The sequence below is a fragment of the Delftia sp. PX-1 genome (genome assembly GCF_055797465.1).
This window is the reverse complement of sequence record NZ_CP184763.1, coordinates 5,112,354-5,135,968: the sequence shown is the minus strand read 5'-3', so window position 1 is coordinate 5,135,968 and position 23,615 is coordinate 5,112,354. Positions and strand designations below refer to the sequence as shown.

The following is a 23,615-nucleotide window of genomic DNA, read 5'->3' as shown; positions in this document are numbered from 1 at the left end:
ATTTGAATATGAAAGCTACCAAAGGTCGCAACGTGGTCGTGGTCGGCACCCAGTGGGGTGACGAAGGCAAGGGCAAGCTGGTGGACTGGCTGACCGAAAGCGCCCAGGGCGTGGTCCGCTTCCAGGGTGGCCACAATGCGGGCCACACGCTGGTCATCAATGGTGTGAAGACCGCGCTGCACCTGATTCCCAGCGGCATCATGCGCCCCGGCGTGAAGTGCTATATCGGCAACGGCGTGGTGCTGTCGGCCGCCAAGCTGTTCGAGGAAATCGAAGGCCTGGAGAAGGCCGGCGTGCAAGTGCGCGACCGCCTGCGCGTGTCCGAAGCCTGCCCGCTGATCCTGCCCTTCCACTCGGCGCTGGACGTGGCGCGCGAAGCGGCGCGCGAGCAGGGCGGCGCCGAGAAGATCGGCACCACCGGCCGTGGCATCGGCCCCGCCTACGAAGACAAGATTGCCCGCCGCGCACTGCGCGTGCAGGACCTCAAGTACCCCGAGCGCTTCGCCACCAAGCTGCGCGAACTGCTGGCCCTGCATAACCACATCCTGGTCAACGTGCTGGGCTCGAAGAACTTCACCTTCGGTGACGCGCTCAAGCCGTACATCAAGGATGGCGAAGTGCAATTCGACGCGGTGTACGAAGAGGCCATGCGCCATGCGGAGCTGCTCAAGCCCATGATGGCCGATGTCTCCCGCGAGCTGAACGCCGCGCACGCCGAAGGCGCCAACCTGCTGTTCGAAGGCGCGCAGGGCACGCTGCTGGACGTGGACCACGGCACCTATCCCTACGTCACCTCGTCCAACTGCGTCGCCGGCAATGCGGCTGCCGGTTCCGGCGTGGGCCCTGGCATGCTGCACTACATCCTGGGCATCACCAAGGCCTACTGCACCCGCGTGGGCGGCGGTCCTTTCCCCACCGAGCTGGATTGGGAAAAGGAAGGCACGCCAGGCTGGCACATGAGCACCGTGGGCGCCGAAAAGGGTGTGACCACCGGCCGCTCGCGCCGCTGCGGCTGGTTCGACGCCGCGCTGCTCAAGCGCAGCGCCCAGGTCAACGGCCTGTCGGGCCTGTGCATCACCAAGCTCGACGTGCTCGACGGCCTGCAGGAACTGCTGCTGTGCGTGGGCTACGAGCTGGACGGCGAAAAGATCGACCTGCTGCCCATGGGCGCCGACGAGATCGCCCGCTGCAAGCCCATCTATGAATCCATCCCCGGCTGGACCGATTCCACCGTGGGCGTGACCGACTACGACAAGCTGCCGGCCAATGCCCGCCGCTATCTGGAGCGCATCGAGGAAGTGACGGGCGTGCCCATCGCCATGGTTTCGACCAGCCCCGACCGGGATCACACCATCCTGATGCAAAACCCCTACGCCGCCCAGTGAACTGCTGGCGTTTGAACCCCAAGATTGAACCAGGAGCCATTCCATGCTGACGGAAGACGGTCAACACCTGTATGTGAGCTACGACGAATACCACGGACTGATCGAAAAGCTCGCGATCAAAGTGCACCAGTCCGGCTGGGAATTCGACACCATTCTCTGCCTGGCCCGTGGCGGCCTGCGCCCCGGTGACATGCTCAGCCGCATCTTCGACAAGCCGCTGGCCATCATGTCCACCAGCTCCTACCGCGCCGAGGCCGGCACGGTGCAGGGCCATCTGGACATCGCGCGCTTCATCACCACGCCCAAGGGCGAGATTGCCGGCCGCGTGCTGCTGGTCGATGACCTGGCCGATTCGGGCCACACGCTGAATGCCGTGATCGCCATGCTCAAGACCAACTACCCGCCGATCACCGAGCTGCGCAGCGCCGTGATCTGGACCAAGGGCCTGTCGGCTTTCACGCCCGACTACTCGGTGGACTACCTGCCGACCAACCCCTGGATCCACCAGCCTTTCGAGCACTACGACACGCTGCGTCCCGAAAAGCTCATGGAAAAGTGGAAGATCTGAGAGCCGTTGCGCTTTCCAAGGTCCTTGCCTGCAAAGGGAGCCAACCGGCTCCCTTTGTCGTTGTGGCCTGCGTTTTCATGCGTTGTCGTCATGCCTTGATGCAAGTCATGGGTTGGCGCGCTTGTCGCGATATCTCGGGCCAACGTCGCGTAAATGTCGGTTTTTTGCACAGCTTCAAAAGCCGATGCCCTAGAGCGTCCGAGGGCTGAATGGCGCGGCTACACTGCGCAGATTCTCAGAAGGTGGTGCTTTGTGAAACGTCTTTCCGTCGGGCGCTTGGGCGCGGCTGTGGCTTTGGTTGTGGGCGGCGGTGCGCTGGCCTGGCTGGCCGTGGCGTCCCTGCCCGGATCCAAATCGGCCCGTGCGGCCTCAGCCACGCCTGCAGCCGTCCAGGCGCAGGCTGCATCGGCTCAGGCCGCTGCCGTTCCCGCCGCGCCTTCCGTGCCTGCGGCCTCTGCTGCCCCGGTAGCACCAGTTGCGCCTGTTGCGCCTGTTGCGCGTGTCACGCCGCCGCCGCAGACCCAGGGCCCCACGCCCATCTTCGTGCTCAACTCGCTCGATGCCAACATCAGCATCGTGGACCCGGTCACCTGGCAGGAGACGGCCCGCATTCCCACGGGCAAGGAGCCGCACCACCTCTACCTCACGCCTGACGAGAAATCGCTGGTCGTGGCCAATGCGCTGGGCGATACCCTGACCCTGGTCGATCCGCGCACGGGCGAGGTGCAGCGCGTGATCCGCGACATCATCGACCCCTATCACCTGCGCTTCAGCCCGGACATGAAGTGGTTCGTCACGGCGGCCAACCGCCTCAACCACATCGACATCTACCGCTGGGATGGCCAGAACCCGCAGTTGGTCAAGCGCGTGCCCACGGGCAAGACGCCCAGCCATCTCTGGATCGATGCCAGGAGCACGACCATCTATTCCACCATGCAGGACAGCGATGCCCTGGTGGCCATCGACATCGCCACGCAGACCATCAAGGCCCGCGTGCCCACCGGCCCCATGCCGGCCGATCTCTATGGCAGCCCGGACGGCACCAAGCTGTTCATCGGCCTGACCGGCAGCGATGGCGTGGAAGTGTTCGACATCACCGGCCCCGAGCCGCGCAGCGTGGCCCGCATCAAGACAGCCGCTGGCGCCCACGCCATGCGTGCCGCCGGCGATGGCCGCCACCTGTATGTGAGCAACCGCGTGGCCAACACCATCAGCAAGATCGACATGCAGACCAACCAGGTCGTGGCCAGCTACCCGGCCCCGGGAGGCCCGGACTGCATGGACGTTTCCGCCGACGGCCGCTACCTGCTGGTCAGCTCGCGCTGGGCGCGCAAGCTGTCGGTGATCGACACCGTCGAAAAGAAGGTGGTCCAGCAGGTCAAGGTCGGCAAGTCGCCCCACGGTGTCTGGACACTGGCCCACGCGCAGCGCTGATGGACCGCAGACTCTTTGCGCAATCGCTGGCTGGCGCCGCCGCCTTCAGCCTGCTGCGCCCCGCGATGGCCGCAGGGCAGGGCACGGGCTGCGCCAAGACCGTGTACCTGACGTTCGACACGGGCCACATGGGCATTGCCGACCTGGTGGCCGAGGTGCTCAAGCGCCATGGCGTGCCAGTGACCTTCTTTGCCGCCAACGAGCGCACGCAGCAAGGCGACGGCAGCCTGGGCGAGACCTGGGCGCCCTGGTGGCGCGCACGCGCCGCCGAAGGCCATGAGTTCGCCTCGCACACCTACGACCACATGTACTGGCGCGGTGATCTGCGTGCCTCGAAGAACGGTCCGGTCACGGGCTTTCGCGTGCGCCCCTCGGCCGGGCCACGCGCCAACGAGAGCTTCACGGTCGATGCGGCAGGCTATTGCGACGAGATCCGCAGGGCTGCACAGCGGCTGCAGCAGATCACCGGGCGCAAGCCCCTGCCGCTGTTCCGTGCGCCCGGCGGCAAGACCTCGCCCGCGCTGCTGGACGCCGCGCGGCAGGGCGGCTACATGCATGTGGGCTGGTCCAGCGCAGGCTTTCTGGGCGACGAGCTGCCCAGCGACCGCTACCCGAATGCGCAGCTGCTGGCCCAGGCGCTCAAGAACATCCGCAGCGGCGACATCCTGCTGGCCCATCTGGGCATCTGGTCACGCAAGGACCCCTGGGCACCGGCCGTGCTGGAACCTTTGATCACAGGCCTGCTCAAGCAGGGGTTCTGCTTCCGCACGCTGCGGGAGCATCCCGACTATCGGGATTGGATAGCAAAATTCGCATGACGTCCGCGCGCGCAGCGCGGCGGGCGATGGGAGCGTGGTGTGGACTGGTGGATTCAGTGGTTCGGTAATGCGCAGCAGCGCCTGTTCGAGGGCGTTGTCCAGCCTGTGCTCTTTTGGCTGGGACAGGCCAGCCTGCTGGAGGATGCCTACGACGCCACAGGCTGGCTGCTGGTGGGCCTGCTCCAGATCTTCATCATGGTGGCCGTGATCGCGCCGCTGCAGTACTGGCGGCCCGTCGAGCCCGTTACCGACCGGCGCGCCATCCATGTGGACATCATCTATACCGTGGTGCACCGGCTGGGCCTGTTCAGGCTGGCGCTGTTCTTCACGCTGGACCCGCTGTGGGACGAGCTCATGGGCCGCCTGCATGTCTGGGGCCTGCCGAGCTTTCACCTGGACGGTGTCTGGCCCGGCGTGACCGATCTGGCCTGGGTCAGCCTGATCATCTACCTGCTGGCCTTCGACTTCCTCGACTACTGGATACACCGGGGCCAGCACAGCATCGGCTGGTGGTGGAAGCTGCATGCGCTGCACCACTCGCAACGCCAGATGACGGTCTGGAGCGACAACCGCAATCACCTGCTCGACGATGTGATCCGCGACACCATCATCGTGCTCGTGGCCCAGTTCATCGGCGTGGCTCCAGGCCAGTTCGTGGCCATCGTGGCCTTCACCCAGCTCAGCGAGAGCTTCCAGCATGCCAACCTGCGCGTCTGGTTCGGCACCATCGGCGAGCGGCTGTGGATCAGCCCGCGCTTTCACCGCCGCCACCACGCCATCGGCATTGGCCACGAGCCCATGGCGCCCGTGCGCAACAAGAAGGCGCATGGCAACAACTTCGGCGTGCTCCTGCCCTGGTGGGACATGCTGTTCGGCACCGCCAATTTCGAGCTGCGCTTCGATCCCACCGGCGTGCGCGACCAGGTCCAGCCCAATGCCCAGGGCCAGCTGCGCGACTACGGCCAGGGCTTTTGGGCCCAGCAATGGCGTGGGTTCCTAAGGTTGATGGGTCGCGCTTGAGGCTGGGCTCGGGGTATGCTTGCCGGCATGGGCTTGCTACTCGATTCCTTCTGGCGTGCGACGGCGTATTGCCTGCATAAGCGGGTGATTGCATGGTCGCTGTTTCCCCTGCTCTTCATGGCCATCACGGCCTGGCTGCTGGGTTACTTCTTCTGGGCCGATGCCGTGGTCTGGACGGAAGGAGTCCTGCAGGGCGTGGGCTGGCTGCACACCGTCTGGTCCTGGATGGGCGTGCAATCGCTGCCCGAGCTGGTGGCGCCGGTGCTGGTCGTGCTCTCGGTCACGCCGGTGCTGGTCGTGGTCTCGCTGCTGCTGGTGGCGCTGTTCATGACGCCGGCCCTGGTCGAGCTGGTGGCGCAACGGCGCTTTCCGGCACTCGAGCGCAGGCAGGGAGCCACCCTGATCGGCAGCCTGCTGTGGTCGGCCGGCTCCTCGCTGATCGCCCTGATCGCGTTGCTGGTATCGGTTCCATTGTGGTTCGTGCCTCCCCTGGTGGTGGTGATCCCCCCGCTGATCTGGGGCTGGCTGACCTACCGCGTCATGGCCTTTGACGCGCTGTCTGCCCACGCCAGCAAGCCAGAACGCCGCAGCCTGTTCCTGCGCCACCGCCTGGCGCTGATGCTCATGGGCGTGGTCTGTGGCTACCTGGGGGCGGCTCCGGCCATTGTCTGGGCCTCGGGCGTGGTCTTCGTTGCAGCCTTCTGGATACTGATTCCAGTGGCCATCTGGATCTATGCGCTGATCTTCGCCTTCTCCTCGCTGTGGTTTGCCCATTTCTGCCTGGCGGCGCTGCAGCGCATGCGCGAGGAGGAGCCGGCGCTGCCCGAAGCACCCATCATTCCCTACGCTCCCGACGCGCCGCAAGGCTCCGGCACAGCCCCTGTTCCCCCCACCCCGCAAGAAAAGACCACATGACCCTTCAAGTTGGCGCACTCATCATCGGAGACGAAATCCTGTCGGGCAAGCGTGCCGACAAGCACCTTCCCAAGCTGATCGAGCTGCTGGGCGCGCGTGGCCTGTCCCTGGCCCATGCCGAGTACGTGGGTGACGATAGGGCACGCATCACCGACGCCCTGCGCCGCGCCTTCGCATCGCAGGCCGTGGTCTTCAGCTTTGGCGGCATAGGCGCCACCCCCGACGACCACACGCGCCAATGCGCGGCCGAGGCCCTGGGCGTGCCGCTGGCCCTGCACCCGGAAGCCGTGGCCCTGATCCGCGAGCGCATGCGCGATGTGGCCACCGAGGAAGGCAAGCCCTACGAGCCCCAGCGGGCCGACAACCTGCACCGGCTGCAGATGGGCAACTTCCCCGAAGGCGCGCGCATCATCCCCAACGTCTACAACAAGATCCCGGGCTTTTCCTGTTCGGGCGCCAGCGGCACGGTGCACTTCGTGCCCGGCTTCCCGGTCATGGCCTGGCCCATGGTCGAGTGGGTGCTGGAGCAGCGCTATGCCAAGCATTTCCACAGCACGGTGCAGCGGGAGCATTCGGTCATCGTCTACGGCGGCATGGAAGCCACGCTGACGCCGCTGATGGTGGCCATAGAGCGCGACCACCCGGGCGTCAAGGTGTTCAGCCTGCCCAGCGTGGATGATTCAAAGCACGGCCGGCACATAGAACTTGGTGTCAAGGGCGAAGCTGGTGCCGTCACCAAGGCCTGGCCCACGCTGCTGGAAGGTCTGCACTCATTTGGTGCAAGTCTTGGCCCTGAATTGGTGCGCAATATCTGATTTACGGCCCTTCATCCAAATCTGCACCGATTTGGTGAGTGGTCACTCGGGCCGGGCCAGGCTGCAATGTCATCCACAACGCCCACGCAAGGCGGCAGAATCACGGGGCTGGCGCGCCAAGCAGGTGCCAGTCTGCGGGCATGCACTCAATGGATGCAGCCTGGCACGCAAACTGCTTAAGAGTATTTATCTTTTTTGATCAGCCAGATTGGCAGGAGAGATCTGATGGCAAAGACCGTTGCAGACGTGTTGAACATGGTGAAGGAGAACGAGGTCAAATTCGTGGACCTTCGTTTTACGGACACCCGTGGCAAGGAGCAGCACGTCACGGTGCCGGTGTCGCACTTCGACGAAGACAAGTTCACCTCGGGCCACGCCTTCGACGGCTCGTCGGTGGCAGGCTGGAAGGGCATTGAAGCATCGGACATGCAACTGATGCCCGATCCCGCCACCGCGAACATCGACCCCTTCTTTGAAGAGACCACGCTGTTCCTGCAGTGCGATGTGATCGAACCCGGCGATGGCAAGGCCTACGACCGCGATCCCCGCTCGGTGGCCAAGCGTGCCGAAGCCTATCTGAAGGCCTCGGGCCTGGGCGATACCGCCTACTTCGGTCCCGAACCTGAATTCTTCATCTTCGACGGCGTGCGCTGGAACACCGAACCCGGCAGCACCTTCTACGAAATCGAAGAGTACGAAGCCCCCTGGAATTCCGGCGCCAAGTTCGAGTCCGGCAACCGTGGCCACCGTCCGCGCAACAAGGGCGGCTACTTCCCCGTGCCGCCTGTGGACAGCACACAGGACCTGCGCGCCGAGATGGTGCTGCTGCTCGAGCAGCTGGGCATTCCCGTCGAAGTGTTCCACCACGAAGTGGCTGGCGCCGGCCAGAACGAGATCGGCACCAAGTTCTCGACCCTGGTGGAGCGCGCCGACTGGACACAGGTCATGAAGTACGTGATCTGGAACGTGGCCAACACCTACGGCAAGACCGCCACCTTCATGCCCAAGCCCTATCCGGGCGACAACGGCTCCGGCATGCACGTGCACCAGTCCGTCTGGAAGGATGGCAAGAACCTGTTCGCAGGTGACGGCTATGCCGGCCTGTCCGACTTCGCGCTGTACTACATCGGCGGCATCATCAAGCACGCCCGTGCCCTGAACGCCATCACCAACCCCGGCACCAACAGCTACAAGCGCCTGGTGCCCGGCTTCGAGGCTCCGGTCAAGCTGGCCTACTCGGCCAAGAACCGCTCGGCATCGATCCGCATCCCCTACGTGGCCAACCCCAAGGGCCGCCGCGTCGAGGCACGCTTCCCCGATCCGCTGATGAACCCCTACCTGGGCTTCTCGGCCCTGCTGATGGCGGGTCTGGACGGCGTGGAAAACAAGATCCATCCCGGCGAAGCCGCGACCAAGGATCTGTACCACCTGCCCCCGGAAGAGGACAAGCTGGTGCCCACGGTCTGCCACAGCCTGGACCAGGCCCTGGAAGCACTGGACGCAGACCGTTCGTTCCTGACCAAGGGCGGCGTGTTCTCGGACAGCATGCTCGATGCCTACATCGAGCTGAAGATGGGCGAAGTGACCCGTTACCGTCAGGCCGTGCACCCGGTCGAGTACGACATGTACTTCTCGCTGTAAGGCGGGTCGGCAAAAAGGCGGCGCAAGCCGCCTTTTTTGCTTTCGGCCAGGACCTGGGTATGCTGGGCGTGGAACCAAAAGGGGTTGTCCCGCTCAAGAAATGACGTCCAGCCCGGAAGATGGAGCGATACTTGCCCGGACAAGCCGGGCCCTTCCGATCTGGCTACCCGAGGGAATGGAATGAAGAAACTGTTTGTGTCGCTGCTGCTGCCGCTGCTGTCGGCAGGAGCCTGGTCCCAGGACGTGATCTACCGCTGCGGCAACGAGTACACCAACAACGTCAGCCAGGCCAAGGCCAAGGACTGCAAGCCGGTGGACGGCGGGCATGTGACGGTGATCCATGGCGGCAGCAAGCCGGCGGCCTCGGGCGGCGGCCAGGCACCGCGCACCTCCGCCGCTCCTGCGGCAGGATCGCCCGCTCCGGCCAAGGTCAACAGCAGCGCCCAGAAGGCCCGCGACTCCGATGCGCGGACCATCCTCGAAAGCGAGCTGGCCCGCGCCCAGGAGAAGCTGACACAGCTGCGTCAGGAGTACAACGATGGCAATCCCCAGCGCACCGCATTGGAGTTGCGCAATCCCCAGGGCTATCTGGAACGTGTCGAGCAGCTCAAGAGCAGCATCTCGCGGCAGGAAGGCGATGTCGCCGGCATCCGCCGCGAACTGGATCGACTTCCCAAGAACTGACGGGCCCGAGCGGCCCATGCGAGCCCGGCCATGATCCAGGACGACCGGCCGGCGCCCCCGGCCTCCTATCAGGCGCTTGATCTGCTGTGCACGCTGATGACCGTGCTCGACGAGCAAGGCGCCGTGCTTTTCGCCAACGCGGCCCTTGAGAACGCATTGGGCCTGTCGCGCCGCATGCTCGAAGGCAGCGAGCTGGCTGCCTGCTTCACCGAGCCGGCCTTGCTGGACAAGGCCTTGCGCGGCGCCCAGGACAACGACTTCGCCGCCCTGCGCTTCGAGGCCAGCCTGCACCGCGTGGGGGGCGATGCGCTTCCTGTGCACGTCACGGTTTCCCTGGCCGAGCGGCCCGGCCATGTGCTGGTGGAGTTCTGGCCGCTGGAGCAGCAGGCCCGCCAGGACCGCGAGGAGCGTTTGCGCGAGCAGGCCCAGGCGCACAAGGAGCTGATCCGCAACCTGGCCCACGAGATCAAGAACCCGCTGGGCGGCATCCGTGGCGCGGCCCAGCTGCTGCAGATGGATCTGGACGCGCCCGAGCTGCGCGAGTACACCGAAGTCATCATCCACGAGGCCGACCGTCTGCAGGCGCTGGTCGACCGGCTGCTGGCGCCGCACCGCCATCCGCACGAGGTCGGTGACGTCAACATCCACGAAGTCTGCGAGCGCGTGCGTTCGCTGGTGCTGGTCGAGCATCCTGCAGGGCTGACCATTACGCGCGACTACGACATCTCCATTCCCGAGTTCCGGGGCGACAGCGCACAGCTGATCCAGGCCGTGCTCAACATCGTCCAGAACGCGGCGCAGGCCTTGCACGAACGCATCGCTGCCGGCGATGCCGAGATCATTTTGAGAACCCGTGTGGCGCGCCAGGTAACTTTTGGTCGCCAACGCTACCGGTTGGCATTGGAATTGCATGTGATCGACAACGGGCCAGGCGTTCCCGATGCCATCAAGGAGCGGATCTTCTATCCGCTGGTATCGGGAAGGGATGGCGGTTCGGGACTGGGGCTGACGCTGGCGCAGACCTTCGTGCAGCGCCACCAGGGGCTGATCGAATGTGAAAGCCAGCCGGGCCGCACGGATTTCCGCATCCTCATTCCCCTGCCTTGAGGCCCACGGAAGTCAACACTGCAACAAGGGAAGGAAGCACCACCAATGAAACCGATCTGGATCGTGGATGATGACCCTTCCATCCGCTTCGTGCTGGAAAAGGCACTGGGCCGGGAAGGCTGGGCAACGCGCAGCTTCGTTCAGGCGCGCGACGTGCTCACGGCACTGTCCGATGTCGATGCCAGCGACCCGGCGCGCCAGCCACCACAGGTGCTGGTCAGCGATATCCGCATGCCCGGCGGCTCCGGCCTGGAACTGCTCGAGCAGATCCGCGCCCAGCAGCCCGGCCTGCCCGTCATCATCATGACCGCGTACTCCGACCTGGACAGTGCCGTCTCGGCCTTCCAGCGCGGAGCCTTCGAGTACCTGCCCAAACCCTTTGACCTGCCCAAGGCGGTGGAGCTCATCCGCCGCGCGGTCGAGGAAAGCCTGCGCGAGGACGTGGCCGAGGCACAGGCCCCGCTGCAGGCCGAGATGCTGGGCCAGGCGCCTGCCATGCAGGACGTCTTTCGCGCCATCGGCCGGCTCAGCCAGAGCCAGGTCACGGTGCTGGTCACGGGCGAGTCGGGCTCGGGCAAGGAACTGGTGGCGCGCGCGCTGCACAAGCACTCGCCCGTGGCGGGCGGCCCCTTCGTGGCCATCAACACCGCCGCCATCCCCAAGGACCTGCTGGAGTCCGAGCTGTTCGGCCACGAGCGCGGCGCCTTCACGGGCGCACAGACCCAGCGGCGCGGCCGCTTCGAGCAGGCCGAGGGCGGCACGCTCTTTCTCGATGAAATCGGCGACATGCCTTTCGACCTGCAGACGCGCCTGCTGCGTGTGCTGTCGGACGGGCATTTCTACCGCGTGGGCGGCCACCAGGCCGTCAAGGCACATGTGCGCGTCATCGCCGCCACCCACCAGGACCTGGAGCAGCGCGTGCGCAACGGCGCCTTCCGCGAGGATCTGTTCCACCGCCTCAACGTCATCCGCCTGCGCCTGCCCGCGCTGCGCGAGCGCAACGAAGACGTGCCCATGCTGGCACGCCACTTCCTGCAGCAAAGCGCGCGGCAGCTGGGCGTGGAGCCCAAGCGCATGGGGGTCGATGCCATGCAGCGGCTGCAGTCGTTCGCCTTTCCCGGCAACGTGCGCCAGCTGGAGAACATCTGCCACTGGCTGACCGTCATGGCGCCAGCCCAGGTCATCTCGGTCAAGGACCTGCCTCCCGAGGTGCTGGGCGAGGCCGCGCCACCCGTGGGCGGCGGCAGTGCCGGCGTGCCCGCACCGGTGGTGCTGTCGCATGCGCCGGCCGTGGCGGAAGAGGGAGTGGGCCGCATCGCCATGCCAGCCCCGTCGCTGGCCCAGCCGCATGACGGGGGACTGGCCACGTCCGACCTGGACTGGGTGCATCTGCTGGGGCAGCAGGCGCGCCAGCTGCTGGAGCACACCCAGGCCCAGGGGCATGGCGAGGTCTGGGACCAGCTGTCCCGCCGTTTCGAGGCGCAGTTGATCCGCTCGGCCCTGGCCGTCACCCACGGCCGCCGGGTCGAGGCCGCCCAGCGCCTGGGCATTGGCCGCAACACCATCACCCGCAAGTTGCAGGAGCTGGGCATGGACGAGGACGCCTTCGAGTAAGGCAAGCCGGCGGGCGGCCGGGCCCTTGCCTTGGCAAGGGTCCGGCTCCTACAGGCCGGCGCCCGGGGTGCTGACGGGCCGGGCCGCCCGGGCTTGGGACAATGGAGTCCTCTTCGCTGGAACGGCCTACGTCCCGACCTATCGTGCCCACAGTCCTCTCCAATCTCTGGCAAAAAGCCAAGCCCGCTCGTCCGGGCCTGATGTACCCATCGACACCGCGCACGCTTGGCGAGCCGGTCGATGCGTACTGGCATGACCGCTACTTCCTGGAGCCTTACTTCGTTGCAGGGCGTGGTTACGACCAATACCGTCCCGCCTACGCACTGGGCTGGAAAGCGTCACTTGAACCCGAGCACGCGCAGCAGGATTTCGACGATGTCGAATTCGAGCTCGAAGAGCGCTGGGAGCAGGTTCGGGGCAGCAGCCTGCTGCGCTGGAGCCAGGTACGCGAGGCCGTCGAGGCCTCATGGCTGCAGGCGCGCCAGCGCACGCCCACACAGCCAGTGGCCACCACGCTGGAATTGCAGAGCACGGCCCTGCTCAATGCCGTGCTGGCCCTGGGCCGCCAGGCCCATGCACGCCTGGGTGAATGCATGGATCCCATGCCCCAGGGGCTGATCGGACAGGTGCTGGCGCGGCACTTCAATGCCAGCCAGATCCTCGTCGAAGACCTGGAACGCGCCATCGGCTCCAGCGGCGGCGTGGTCCTGCCCGTGCGGGACAGCCGTGCCGCACTGCGTCGCAACGCCTTCTGGGACGGCTTGCTGGGCAGGGAAGAGGGCGCGGACTACGTGCTGGACCAGGCCGAGTCCTGCCAGCAGCAATGGCTGAGCGCCTATGAGGCTGCTGAGCAGTCCCGTCTGCCGGCGCCACTCAGCGAAGTTCTGCATCGCCAGTCCCTGATGCTGCGCGGGCAGATCGAGGCCATCCACTGGCTGCGCCGGTACATGCTGTAGCGCAAGTCTGAAAACCTAGCCCAATGTCACGACGACCGGCGCATGGTCGCTGGGCTGAGGGTTCTTGCGCGGCGCGCGGTCCACGATGCAGGCGGTGACGCTGGGACGCAAGGCCTCGCTGACCAGGATATGGTCGATGCGCAGGCCCCGGTTCTTCTGGAAACCCAGCATCCGGTAGTCCCACCACGAATAGCTTTTCTCGGGCTGGTCGAACATGCGGAAGGCATCGGTCAGGCCCAGCTGCAGCAGCGCCTGGAAATGCGTGCGCTCTTCCACCGTGTGGTGGATCGTGTCCTTCAGGCCGATGGGATCGTAGGAGTCGCGGTCCTCGGGGGCCACGTTGAAGTCGCCCACCAGCACCAGGCGCGGATGGGCTGCCATCTCGCTTTTCACCCAGTCCTGCAGCGCCTGCAGCCAGCGCATCTTGTAGGCGAACTTGTCGGTGCCCGGCGCCTGTCCATTGACGAAGTAGCCGTTGATCAGGCGCACCGGGCCGCCTTCGGCATCGAGGGTGGCGGCAATGATGCGGGCCTGCTCGTCATCCAGGCCCGGGATATTGCGCACCACGTCGTGCACCGGCGTGCGCGTCAGCCAGGCCACGCCGTTGTAGGTCTTCTGTCCATGGCTGACCGCGTGGTAGCCGGCCTCCTGCAGCGCCTGCAGCGGAAACTTGTCGTCGGTGAGCTTGAGCTCCTGCAGCGCCAGCGCATCGACAGGGTTGGCCTGCAGCCAGGCCAGCACCTGCGGCAGGCGCACGGACAGGGAATTGACGTTCCAGGTGGCGATTTTCATTTGAAGAATGGTCCTTTGATTTGATTGTCGCATCACGGGTGGCAAGGCTACGATCCCGATGCTGATCTGCCTGGAGGAGCTTTTGGGAGGGCACATCAGAACCGTCACACTCCATCGACAAGACTATTCAAGATGATGAACTGGCTCTCACAAGCCGCGCCCTGGCTGGCGCTGCTGGGCGCGATTCCCTTGCTGTATGCGCTCTCGCTGCTGCTGGCCACTTTGAACTGCATGCGCCTGCGCCTGCGTGCTGCGCCCATGGCCGTGGTGGAGCGCCAGGCACTGGAGCCCGAATCACGGGCGGTGCTGGATGCCATGCGGCCGGAGTTGCAAGCCTTGGGCTTCACCTGGTGTGCCAGCCTGCAGGGCACGCATCCGCAGGCCATGGATCCCGACCTTCCTCTGGAGGTGGACTTGTTCGTCCATGCCGACGGGCGGGCCTGGGCGATGGTCCAGGCCGAACAGGCGGGAAGCGCCAGGCATGGCCGCACCGTGGGCTCCGTGACCTGGCTCACATTCTTTGCCGACGGGCGCAATTGGATGGGCTTCAATGGCCTGCCTCAGACAAGCCTGCCTGCGCCGCCCGGCTGGACCTACCTGGACGATGCCCAGCCCGATACCGCATCGGCCTGGGCCGCCTACGCCGAGCGCCTGTCCGGCGACCGGGCTCCCGTGGTCCAGGGCCTTGACCAGGCGGTACAGCGCCTGGATGAGTGGGGCCGGAGCCAAGTCCCTGCACTGGTGGCCCAGGGCCGTGCGCTGCCTGCCGGGCCCGGATTCTGGCGGCTCAGTTGGCGCGAGTCGCTGCGGTTGGCCTGGCGCGCCTTGCGCCAGGTGCGCAAGGAAGACAGGGCGGTGCCCGCCAGCCCATCTGCCGGCGCATGCCTTCATGGGCCGCAGGTCCGGCAAGTGTCCGAGGCGCTGCGCTTTCGCTACCAGAAAGCCGTGCAGCGCGGGCTGGGCATGGCGCACAACCGCCACCGCAGTTTCTGGATCACGGCGGCGCTGTTCCTGGCAGCAGGCGCCGTGCTGTTTTCATGGGACATGGCGTGGATGCTTCTGGTGGTGATCGCCGTGCATGAAGGAGGGCATTGGCTGGCCATGCGCTGGGCGGGCTACCAGCGTCAATCCGTCTTCTTCATTCCAGGCCTGGGCGGCATGGCCACCGGAGAAAAGGCGGACGCCACGCCGCTGCAAAAAGTGGGCGTCTATCTGGCCGGTCCCATGCCTGGGCTGTTGCTGGCTGTGGGAGCGCTGGCTGCCGTAGGCTGGGGCCTGCTCCCGCAGCCACCCGCCTGGACCATGCAATTGCTGCTGCTGACCCTGGTCGTCAACGCATTCAACCTGTTGCCCCTCACGCCTTTGGATGGCGGCCGCGTGGTGGAGAGCCTGCTGTTCGCTCGCCTGCCCGCAATGCGGCTGGTGTTTGCACTGGCGGGCATGGCCGCGCTGGGTGGGCTGGCCTGGTTCAGCCGGGACCCCCTGATCTCCATCCTCACCGGCGTGCTGCTGATGGGGCTGCCATGGCAATGGCGTGTGATGCAACTGGAGCGGGCCGTGCATCGCACCCTGCACACGCTTCCTCAACAGGAGGCATGCCAGGCCCCGGTCAGTGAGGCCGATGCCGTACACCGCGCATTCGGCGTGCTGCAGCAACCCGCTTTTGCGCGCTGGCCCTTTGTCCGGCGCGCGGCCGCTGCAGGCGCACTGCTGCCCTCCTTGCAATCGCGTGCGCCCGGTTGGGCCGAAGGCGCAGCGGGCCTGGCAATCTACCTGGCCTGCCTGCTGCTGCCGGTGGCCATGGTCATGGGCATTCATCAAGCTGCGCCGCAGGGGCGGCAGGTTCTTGCTGCGCTGTGGGATGTGGAGCTGTCTGCCCGCCGTGATTACGTACCGGAGCAGCACCTGGCCGCGATCGAGGCCCGCCTGGCCCAGGCCGACCAACTGCCCCCGTCTGCCCAAGAGCAACGGGTGGAGATCTACCTGGAAGCCGCCGGGGAACTGCAACTCATGGACGACCATCCTCTGGCCGAGGCGCGCGCCAAAGCACTTTACCAATCGGCCTGGGCGATGACGCAGTCCCGGGCACAGAGTGATCTGCAGCGTGCCCTTGCATTGAAAGGCATGGCCGACACGGCGGATACCGCCGAGCAGGCAACGAATTTGCGCCAGCGACTGGTGGCCGACCTGCAGGACGTGCCAGGCCCTGCACGCCGGGTGCTGGCCAGCGTGCAGGAAGTTCTTGCGTTCTGGGGACCGCCTGATCAGACCGTGGCGCAAAGGCTTGATCGGATGGTGCAAGCCGTGGAGATCCGCCGCGCCGACGCCGATGCGCCGGACGATTTCCTGCTGCTGCACGCGCGCATCAAGCTCGCCCGGTTGCTGGATGCCAGCGGCCACCCCGAAGCGGCGCAAGCCCAGTTGCAGGCCAATGTGATCGCGCTCCAGGCCGCGCTTCAGGCAGCGCCGCAAGCTGCACATGCCGTGACTGCGGATTCGGCTCAGCGCCGTGAATGGAAAATCTTCTCATTGATGCAGGCCGAAACCCTGCATGCCCGGTTCATGGCCGAGCACGGCCAGACTGGCGCTGCCGTGGCACTGGCCCGCCAAAGCGTGGAGCGCACCCCGCCGAAGAAGGCCGGCCACTACGCCTCCCAGGACAGCTGGATCGCCTGGCTCTGGATTGCCATAGGCATAGGTGATGCCGCTGAAGTGCGCCAGGCCCTGGCGCAACAGCTGCCTGCACCCCGTGCATATGCCGAAATCGGAATCGCCCAGGCCCGGCTGGCCGCCGCGCAACTGCTGAACGACGATGCCCTGCGCCTGCAGGCACTGGCCGCGCTGCAACCGCTGTCCCAGGCGCGCCACGTTGCGCTTTGCAGGCGCCCGCGCGTGGCGCGCGACCTTCATAGCGACTGGCAAAACCTGGAGCGCAGGCTCCAGCACGAGTCTGCGCAGGCCGCAGGACTGTGCCCCTGATAGGTATCGTCGGGGAGGGCGCGCGCATGCCGGCAGCGCAGGGCCAGCTATCCGCAGGCCCTGATGAAACCCTACCGAAAGAGAGAGCGCCGGGCCCTGCCCGCAGCATACGCAAATGCTTGATCTACTCGTCATTCACGCCACGCTGCCCGATGGCCGCCAGGACATGTCCATCGCCTGCCTCGCCACGACCTTCATGGCACCGGGCAGACCTTGAATCAGATTGATCTGATTTCATCTCGGATGAAAGGTCCCTATGATTGAAAATTTACCAAGGAAATGCGGCCTTGGAATTTTTTATTATCCGGAGGTATTCAAAATGCATATATTCGCAGGTGCTTTTTGCAGAATAAACAAGGCTGTCATGATATTTATTTTGGCAATGATGGCCACCTCCGCATGGTCCCAATGCGAAATTAAAGATACAAGTGATGGGGCAGGCTATTACAAGTATGTGTTCAGTAATTTCAATCCCCCAGAATTCAATCCCACTGTGGCCAAGAACACGGTGATTTACTCAAAAGCCGCTGTGGCGGTACTGAGTAATGGGGTTGGCAAGAGATTGATGAATTGTAAGCAACGGGTCATGGGCTATAGCGTAGGTAAATCTACACCAGTCAATAATATATACCCGACGACAGTCGAGGGTATTGGAATGAGGGTTTCGACTATACATGGTGCTGCGCCTGTAAGTACTTCGGAGCATTCCGATCACCCCGGATCTTTTGCATATCAATTTTCCGATGTCAAAGTTGAGTTGATCAAGACCGCAGATGGCGATATCACTGCAGGTGGCGTGCTGGACAGCGATTTCCTGTACGAACGCGCGACTGATGCATCTGGCCAGATTCTCGCTCAATACAGCTTTTCCTCGCCCGTCGTCCTCCGGCCCAGGGTGCCCACTTGTACCCCACAGGCGCCGGAGCCCGTGCGCATGGCCCAGACTGTCGCTCAAAAACTCACCTCAATCGGCTCCACCGGTGCTCCCCGCTCCTTCCTCATCTCGTTGTTGTGCAAGGGCGGCATTCCAGGTTCGTTGACCAACGCCTATGTCACCCTGACGGATGTGGCAAATCCTGGAAATATCGGGAATGCTCTGACCCTGTCGAAAACCTCGGTGGCAAAAGGTGTGGGTGTGCAGATCCGCAAGGATGACCAGATACTGGGCTTTGGCCCGGACTCCAATGCCGCCGGCAACAGGAATCAATGGTTTGCAGGGTCTGTTGCCTACGGGCAGGAGCGGTTGGATATCCCGCTGACGGCGCGCTATGTCAAGACCGGAGAGAACGTGACCATAGGCAGTGCCAATGCGGCGGCGACCTTCACCATCAGCTACCAGTAGTTCCCCCTGATCCCTTGCGCTTTCGGTCTGACCGCTGCCAGGCCATTCAGCGTGGTCAGGCAAGTCTGCGGGTGCGCGGCCATGCCCGCAGAATACGCAGATGCTTGATCTACTCGTCATTCACGCCACGCTGCCCGACGGCCGCCAGGACATGTCCATCGCCGTGCAGGGCGGGCGCATCGTCGAGGTCGCGGCCGGTCTTTCGGCGCCCGCCCATCAGGTCATCGATGCGCAGCACCAGCTGGTGTCGCCGCCCTTCGTCGATCCGCATTTCCACATGGATGCCACGCTGAGCCACGGCCTGCCGCGCGTCAACCGCAGCGGCACGCTGCTGGAGGGCATAGCGCTGTGGGGCGAGCTCAAGCCGCTGCTCACGGCCGAGGCGCTGATCTCGCGCGCGCTGGAGTATTGCGACTGGGCGGCGGCCAAGGGGCTGCAGGCCATCCGCAGCCATGTGGATACCAGCGATGCCCGCCTGCTGGCCGTCGATGCGTTGCTGGAGGTCAAGCGCCAGGTGGCTCCCTATATCGACCTGCAGCTGGTGGCGTTTCCGCAGGACGGCGTGCTGCGCTCGCCCGGCGGCGTCGCCAACCTGCGGCGGGCGCTGGACAAAGGCGTGGACGTGGTGGGTGGCATTCCCCACTTCGAGCGCACCATGGCCGAGGGTGCCGACAGCGTCAGGCTGCTGTGTGAGCTGGCGGCCGAGCGCGGCCTGCTGGTGGACATGCACTGCGACGAGTCCGACGACCCGCTGTCGCGCCACATCGAAACCCTGGCCTTCGAGGCGCAGCGCCTGGGCCTGCAGGGCCGCGTCACGGGCTCGCACTGCACCTCCATGCACAGCATGGACAACTACTACGTGAGCAAGCTGCTGCCGCTGATCGCCGAAAGCGGCGTGGCCGTGATTGCCAATCCGCTGATCAACATCACGCTGCAGGGCCGCCAGGACAGCTATCCCAAGCGCCGCGGCATGACGCGCGTGCCCGAGCTGCTGGCCGCAGGCGTCAACGTGGCCTTCGGCCATGACTGCGTGATGGACCCGTGGTACGGCATGGGCTCGGGCGACATGCTGGAGGTCGCCCACATGGGCCTGCATGTGGCGCAGATGACCGGCCAGGACGGCATGCGCGACTGCTTCGACGCCGTGACCACGCGCGCGGCGCGTGTGATGCACCTGGACGGCTATGGCATCGAGGCCGGCTGCGATGCCAGCTTCGTGCTGCTGCAGGCGCGCGATGCGGCCGAGGCGATACGGCTGCGCGCCACGCGCCTGAAGGTGTTCCGCAAGGGCCGGTTGCTGGCCGAGGCGCCTGCTGCAACGGCTGCGCTGCATCTGCCGGGCCGCCCGGCAAGAATCGACTGGCGGCGCTGAACCGCAGCTGAACCGGCGCCGGCCTCAGGCGCCGGCCAGGCTGGCCTCGCGCACGATGGTCTGCAGGGCCACCAGGTCCCTGACCACCAGGCCCTGGGCTTCCACGCGAATGCAGGCGTCGCGCTCCATGCGCTTGAGCTCCTGGTTCACGCGCTGGCGCGAGGCGCCCAGCAACTGGGCCAGCTCCTCCTGCACCAGTTGCAGGCCTATGCGCAGCTCGCGCGGGTCGTCCAGCACCTGTGTGCCGTAGCTGCGCGACAGGTGCAGCAGCTGCTTGGCCAGGCGTGCGCGCAGGGGCAGGGTGTTGAGGTCTTCCACCAGCCCGTAGGTCTGGCGTATGCGGTGGGCCTGCAGGCGCAGCAGGGCGTCGTAGAACTCCACATGCGTGGCCAGGATGGCGTGAAAGCTCTCCTTGTCCACGCACAGCAGCGTGGTGTCGCCGTGGGCATAGGCATCGCGCGTGCGGGGCTCGTCAAGAAAGGTGGACATGGCACCGAACCAGGCACCCGGCTCCACATAGGCCAGCGTGGTCTGCCGACCCGACAGGCTGGTCGAGCTCATGCGCACGGCGCCCTGCGCACAGGCATACCACCTGTGCGGCACATCGCCGCGTGCATAGATCAGTGCCCCGTCCTTGAGCCGCCGGACCGTGGTCTGGCGCAGGATGTCATGGCGCAGCGAGGGCGAAAGGCTGCAGAACCACTGGCCGGAATTGATGGCCTCGCGCTCGGCGGGGGTGAGCATGGGCTCGTGGGTACTCGTTTGCAAACCGCTTGTCTCCAATCGGCCGCAATTTTAGGGCGTGCGGGCCTGCGGATAGGCGTGCAATTGCTCGCGCAGCAACTGCACGAAGCAGTCAGCCCTTTCGGTGGGGGCGTATTGGGGCGGCAGGGCCAGCACCACCTCCACCGCACAGGCTGGCAGCAGTGGCAGCACACGCAGGTCGCGCGCGAACACCGAGGCCACGTAGGGGTTGACCACGCCCAGCCCCAGCCCTTGGGCGGCCAGGGTGCAGATGGTGGAGGAGTAGGTGGTCTCCATGGTGGAGCCGGCTTCTATTCCGTGTTCCTGCATGGTGCTGCGCAGTTGCAGGTAGATGTCGTCATCGGCGTTGAGCGTCAGCAGCAGCTGGCCCTGCAGATCGCGCACATGCAGCCGCGTGCGCGTGGCCAGCGCATGGTCCGGGTGCATGACGCAGACGGCGCGGCTGCGGTGCAGCACGGTGGCATCCAGCTCGGGCGTGCTCAGCGCCATGGTGCTGACCACCAGGTCGAAGTGGCCATGCAGCAGGCCCTCGCGCAAGGGCGTGGAGCCCAGGGTCTGCAGGCTGATGTGGGTGCCCGGGTAGCGCTGCGCGAAGCTGCGCACCACGGCCGGGATCACGCTCAGGCCCAGGGCCGGCGTGCAGCCTATGCGCAGCGTGCCGGCGCCGGACTTGCGCAGTGCGGCCAGGTCGCGCTCTATGCGCTCGCGCCCCAGGAAATGCTGCTGCACGGTGGCGAACAGTTCCACGGCCTCGGCCGTGGGGCGCAGCCGGCCCTTGTGCATGTCGAACAGCTTGAGCCCTGCGGCCGCCTGCATCTGGGCCAGCAGCCGGCTGACCGAAGGCTGCGTGGTGTGCAGCAGCCGCGCGGCGGCCGTGGTGGTGCCGGTCTGCATGACGGCGCGGAAGGCCTCGATCTCTCGGGAGCTCAGGGGTCTGGACATGGCGATTCGGTCCTGCTCGGGGTGTCTGGCAATGTATATCTTTTCTGTATAGAGGCCACGGAAAAATGCATTTTTCCAAAGATGCCCGGCTTTCTACACTGGCCTCATTGCATCGTTTGCCCAGGCGCGGCAGCGCCATCGAAAGGATTCCATGATCAAGACAAGCGCAGGCCGCAAAGCCGCCATGCTCGCTGTGGCCATCTCCGCTTCGTTGGCTGGCACGGCACCAGTCGCCGCCATCGCGCAGGATGGCTTTCCCCAGCCGGGGCGCCAGCTGCGCATCATCGTGCCGTTCACTGCAGGCGGCAGCTCCGACGTGCAGGCACGCATGCTGGCCGACCGCCTGAGCCGGCTCTGGGGCCAGCCGGTGGTGGTGGAAAACAAACCCGGCGCGGGCGGTCATCTGGGAGGCCGATATGTGGCCGATCAGCCGGCCGACGGCTACACGCTGATGGTGGGCTCCATCGGCCTGCATGCCGCCTATGGCGTATACAGCAAGCTGGCCTATGACCCCGCAAAGGATCTGCGCGTGGTGACCGTGCTGGCCGAGATGCCGCATGTGGTGGTGGCCACGCCCAGCCTTGCCGCCAGCAACCTGGCCGAGCTGACGGCGCTGGCCAAAAAGGCGCCTGGCACGGTCAACTTCGGCTCGGCCGGCGTGGGCTCGTCGGTGCACATGATGGGTGAGCTGTACAAGCTTCAGGCGGGCGCGCCCATCGTGCACGTGCCTTATCGCGGCAGCTCGGCCGCGATCAACGACCTGCTGGGCGGCCAGATCCAGCTCATGTTCGAGAACCCGCCCACGGTGCTGTCGCACATACGCGGCGGCAAGCTCAAGGCGCTGGCCGTCACGGGCAGCCAGCGACTGCCGGCCCTGCCGGACGTGCCCACGGCGGCCGAGTCCGGGCTCAAGGACTTTGTGGCCACCTCCTGGACCACTGTGGCCGTCTCCTCCAAGGTGCCCGAGGCCATCGTCAAAAAGCTCAATGACGACATCCGAAAGGTCGTGGCCACACCCGAGTTCCGCAAGGGCCTGCAAGAGCAGGGCATGAGCGCCGTCGCCAACAGCCTGCCTGAGGCGCAATCCTTCGTTGCCCGCGAAAAGCAGCGCTGGGACCGCGTGATCGCCGAAGGCCACATCTCCGCCCAATGAAACGCTCCATGATTTCGAACACCCCCGCATCCTTCGTCCCCTGCCGCCGCCTGGGCGATGGCCGCCAGCACCACTTCTTCGGCTACTACAACAAGTCCAGCTGGGACCGCAGCAATCGCCTGGTGCTGGCGCAGCAAACGCCGTGGATGGACCAGTACCTCACGCCCCAGGCGCGGGCGTCCATCGGCTACTTCGATACCGAAAACGGCGACCGCTTCCACGCCGTGGGCGAGACCGGCGCCTGGAACTGGCAGATGGGCAGCCAACTGCAGTGGCTTGACGGGCTGGCGGGCCGCCAGCTGATCCACAACGACAGGACGGCAGATTCCGGGGGGCGCTATCCGGGGTTCGGCTCCGTGGTCATCGATGTGGACAGCGGCGAGCGGCGCACCCTGCCCATGCCTGTGTATGTGGTGGCGCCCAGCAGTGCCTGGGCGCTGTGCGTGGACTACCGGCGCCTTTACATCACGCACGAAACCATTGGCTACAGCGAAGAGGGTGGTCCTTTCGCGTTGCCCCTGGCGCCCGAGGACGACGGCATCTGGCGCATGGAGGTCGCGACGGGCGAGGCAAGGCTGCTGGCCAGCTATGCGCGCCTCAAGGCATTTCATCACCGCACATCGATGGACAAGGCCATCCACTGGGTCAGCCATATCGAGGTCAACCCGTCTTCCTCGCGCATTCTTTTCCTGCACCGCTGGACCGAACGCGTCAAGGACGAAACCTGCTTTCTGCACCGCCTCATCACCATGGCGCCTGATGGGTCCGACATGCGCCTGCTCGAATGCTCGGACCATCCGCTGCCCCAGCTGGCCGACGACTTCGACCCGATGGCCGTGGGCACGTTCGACTACGAAAAGTCCGAATACCAGATCTCGCATCCGCTATGGCAGGACGACAGCCACATCATTGTGTGGGGCCCGCATGCCGGGGAGATCCACTATCACCTATATGACGATGTGGAGGGCGGTGACGTGCAGGTGGTGGGCGCAGGCGTGCTGGTGGAGAACGGCCACATGAGCTTCTCGCCCGTGGACACGCGCTGGCTGCTCAGCGACACCTATCCCGACGACCGAACGCACGAGCGCTTCCTGTTCCTGTACGACATGCACACGGGCGAGCGCCACGACCTGGGCAGCTTCTACGCCTCTCCCGATCTCAGCAAGGAAAACCGCTGCGACCTGCACCCGCGCTGGAGCCGTGACGGGCGCCAGGTCTGCATCGACTCCGTGCACGAGCACCAGCGGCAGATGTATGTGCTGGATGTGTCGGGGATCGTGGGGGCCCCGAGATAGCTATTTGCGGGGCCTTGG

General features: G+C 65.5%; 20 protein-coding genes. 17 read left to right on the top strand and 3 right to left on the bottom strand.

The window, feature by feature from the left end; translation table 11 throughout:
- Positions 1-8 precede the first annotated feature (8 nt).
- The 12 genes from ACN20X_RS23500 (at position 9) to ACN20X_RS23445 (ending at position 12,957) form a co-directional block, all read left to right on the top strand.
- On the top strand, positions 9-1,385 hold the full coding sequence (locus tag ACN20X_RS23500; protein ID WP_043790770.1) for an adenylosuccinate synthase: 1,377 nt from the start codon (positions 9-11) through the stop codon (positions 1,383-1,385).
- A 43-nt stretch (positions 1,386-1,428) separates the two neighbouring features.
- Positions 1,429-1,953 carry a phosphoribosyltransferase gene (locus ACN20X_RS23495; RefSeq protein ID WP_012206807.1) on the top strand — a complete coding sequence of 175 codons (525 nt, stop codon included), beginning with the start codon at positions 1,429-1,431 and terminating at the stop codon, positions 1,951-1,953.
- A gap of 441 nt (positions 1,954-2,394) precedes the next feature.
- Positions 2,395-3,387 carry a YncE family protein gene (locus ACN20X_RS23490; RefSeq protein WP_441588111.1) on the top strand — a complete coding sequence of 331 codons (993 nt, stop codon included), beginning with the start codon at positions 2,395-2,397 and terminating at the stop codon, positions 3,385-3,387.
- A complete protein-coding gene (locus ACN20X_RS23485) occupies positions 3,387-4,205 on the top strand; it encodes a polysaccharide deacetylase family protein (RefSeq protein WP_046984225.1) in 819 nt (272 codons plus the stop codon). The genes ACN20X_RS23490 and ACN20X_RS23485 overlap by 1 nt, the downstream gene beginning before the upstream one ends.
- 39 nt (positions 4,206-4,244) lie before the next feature.
- Positions 4,245-5,225: a sterol desaturase family protein gene (locus ACN20X_RS23480; protein WP_016447547.1), complete on the top strand. Its 981-nt coding sequence runs from the start codon at positions 4,245-4,247 to the stop codon at positions 5,223-5,225.
- A 15-nt stretch (positions 5,226-5,240) separates the two neighbouring features.
- Positions 5,241-6,140 (top strand): EI24 domain-containing protein, encoded by a 900-nt coding sequence (locus ACN20X_RS23475; protein ID WP_016447546.1) that lies wholly within the window; start codon positions 5,241-5,243, stop codon positions 6,138-6,140.
- Complete coding sequence (locus tag ACN20X_RS23470) at positions 6,137-6,955, top strand: competence/damage-inducible protein A (protein WP_016447545.1); 819 nt, start codon at positions 6,137-6,139, stop codon at positions 6,953-6,955. Before ACN20X_RS23475 ends, ACN20X_RS23470 begins: the two co-directional genes overlap by 4 nt.
- Positions 6,956-7,180: 225 nt before the next feature.
- Positions 7,181-8,596, top strand: a complete 1,416-nt coding sequence (gene glnA / locus ACN20X_RS23465; protein ID WP_016447544.1) for a type I glutamate--ammonia ligase — start codon at positions 7,181-7,183, stop codon at positions 8,594-8,596.
- 180 nt (positions 8,597-8,776) lie between these two features.
- Positions 8,777-9,280 carry a hypothetical protein gene (locus ACN20X_RS23460; protein WP_017404153.1) on the top strand — a complete coding sequence of 168 codons (504 nt, stop codon included), beginning with the start codon at positions 8,777-8,779 and terminating at the stop codon, positions 9,278-9,280.
- A 30-nt stretch (positions 9,281-9,310) separates the two neighbouring features.
- Positions 9,311-10,387: a nitrogen regulation protein NR(II) gene (gene glnL, locus ACN20X_RS23455; protein ID WP_016447543.1), complete on the top strand. Its 1,077-nt coding sequence runs from the start codon at positions 9,311-9,313 to the stop codon at positions 10,385-10,387.
- Between the two features lie 45 nt (positions 10,388-10,432).
- Positions 10,433-12,001, top strand: a complete 1,569-nt coding sequence (gene ntrC / locus ACN20X_RS23450) for a nitrogen regulation protein NR(I) (RefSeq protein ID WP_016447542.1) — start codon at positions 10,433-10,435, stop codon at positions 11,999-12,001.
- 143 nt (positions 12,002-12,144) lie between these two features.
- A complete protein-coding gene (locus ACN20X_RS23445; RefSeq protein ID WP_473209965.1) occupies positions 12,145-12,957 on the top strand; it encodes a hypothetical protein in 813 nt (270 codons plus the stop codon).
- A gap of 15 nt (positions 12,958-12,972) precedes the next feature.
- Here ACN20X_RS23445 and xth read toward each other — a convergent pair whose 3' ends face one another.
- The gene (gene xth, locus ACN20X_RS23440) at positions 12,973-13,749 is read right to left on the bottom strand and encodes an exodeoxyribonuclease III (RefSeq protein WP_016451300.1); all 777 of its coding nucleotides are present in this window, start codon (positions 13,747-13,749) and stop codon (positions 12,973-12,975) included.
- A gap of 24 nt (positions 13,750-13,773) precedes the next feature.
- Between xth and ACN20X_RS23435 the strand changes: the two genes are divergently transcribed.
- The 3 genes from ACN20X_RS23435 to ACN20X_RS23425 all read left to right on the top strand — a co-directional run bounded on the left by ACN20X_RS23435 (position 13,774) and on the right by ACN20X_RS23425 (position 19,442).
- Positions 13,774-16,728 (top strand): site-2 protease family protein, encoded by a 2,955-nt coding sequence (locus ACN20X_RS23435; RefSeq protein ID WP_473209964.1) that lies wholly within the window; start codon positions 13,774-13,776, stop codon positions 16,726-16,728.
- A gap of 256 nt (positions 16,729-16,984) precedes the next feature.
- A complete protein-coding gene (locus ACN20X_RS23430) occupies positions 16,985-18,070 on the top strand; it encodes a fimbrial protein (protein WP_160851833.1) in 1,086 nt (361 codons plus the stop codon).
- Between the two features lie 100 nt (positions 18,071-18,170).
- A complete protein-coding gene (locus ACN20X_RS23425; protein WP_016447537.1) occupies positions 18,171-19,442 on the top strand; it encodes an amidohydrolase family protein in 1,272 nt (423 codons plus the stop codon).
- Between the two features lie 24 nt (positions 19,443-19,466).
- On the opposite strand, the gene ACN20X_RS23420 is transcribed toward ACN20X_RS23425, so the two are convergent.
- Positions 19,467-20,186 (bottom strand): Crp/Fnr family transcriptional regulator, encoded by a 720-nt coding sequence (locus ACN20X_RS23420; protein ID WP_016451304.1) that lies wholly within the window; start codon positions 20,184-20,186, stop codon positions 19,467-19,469.
- 51 nt (positions 20,187-20,237) lie between these two features.
- A complete protein-coding gene (locus ACN20X_RS23415; protein WP_473209963.1) occupies positions 20,238-21,149 on the bottom strand; it encodes a LysR family transcriptional regulator in 912 nt (303 codons plus the stop codon).
- A 151-nt stretch (positions 21,150-21,300) separates the two neighbouring features.
- Here ACN20X_RS23415 and ACN20X_RS23410 point away from each other — a divergent pair, with 151 nt between their 5' ends.
- Positions 21,301-22,302, top strand: a complete 1,002-nt coding sequence (locus ACN20X_RS23410; protein ID WP_016451306.1) for a Bug family tripartite tricarboxylate transporter substrate binding protein — start codon at positions 21,301-21,303, stop codon at positions 22,300-22,302.
- A complete protein-coding gene (locus tag ACN20X_RS23405; protein ID WP_473209962.1) occupies positions 22,299-23,597 on the top strand; it encodes a hypothetical protein in 1,299 nt (432 codons plus the stop codon). The genes ACN20X_RS23410 and ACN20X_RS23405 overlap by 4 nt, the downstream gene beginning before the upstream one ends.
- The last annotated feature ends 18 nt before the right edge of the window (positions 23,598-23,615 follow it).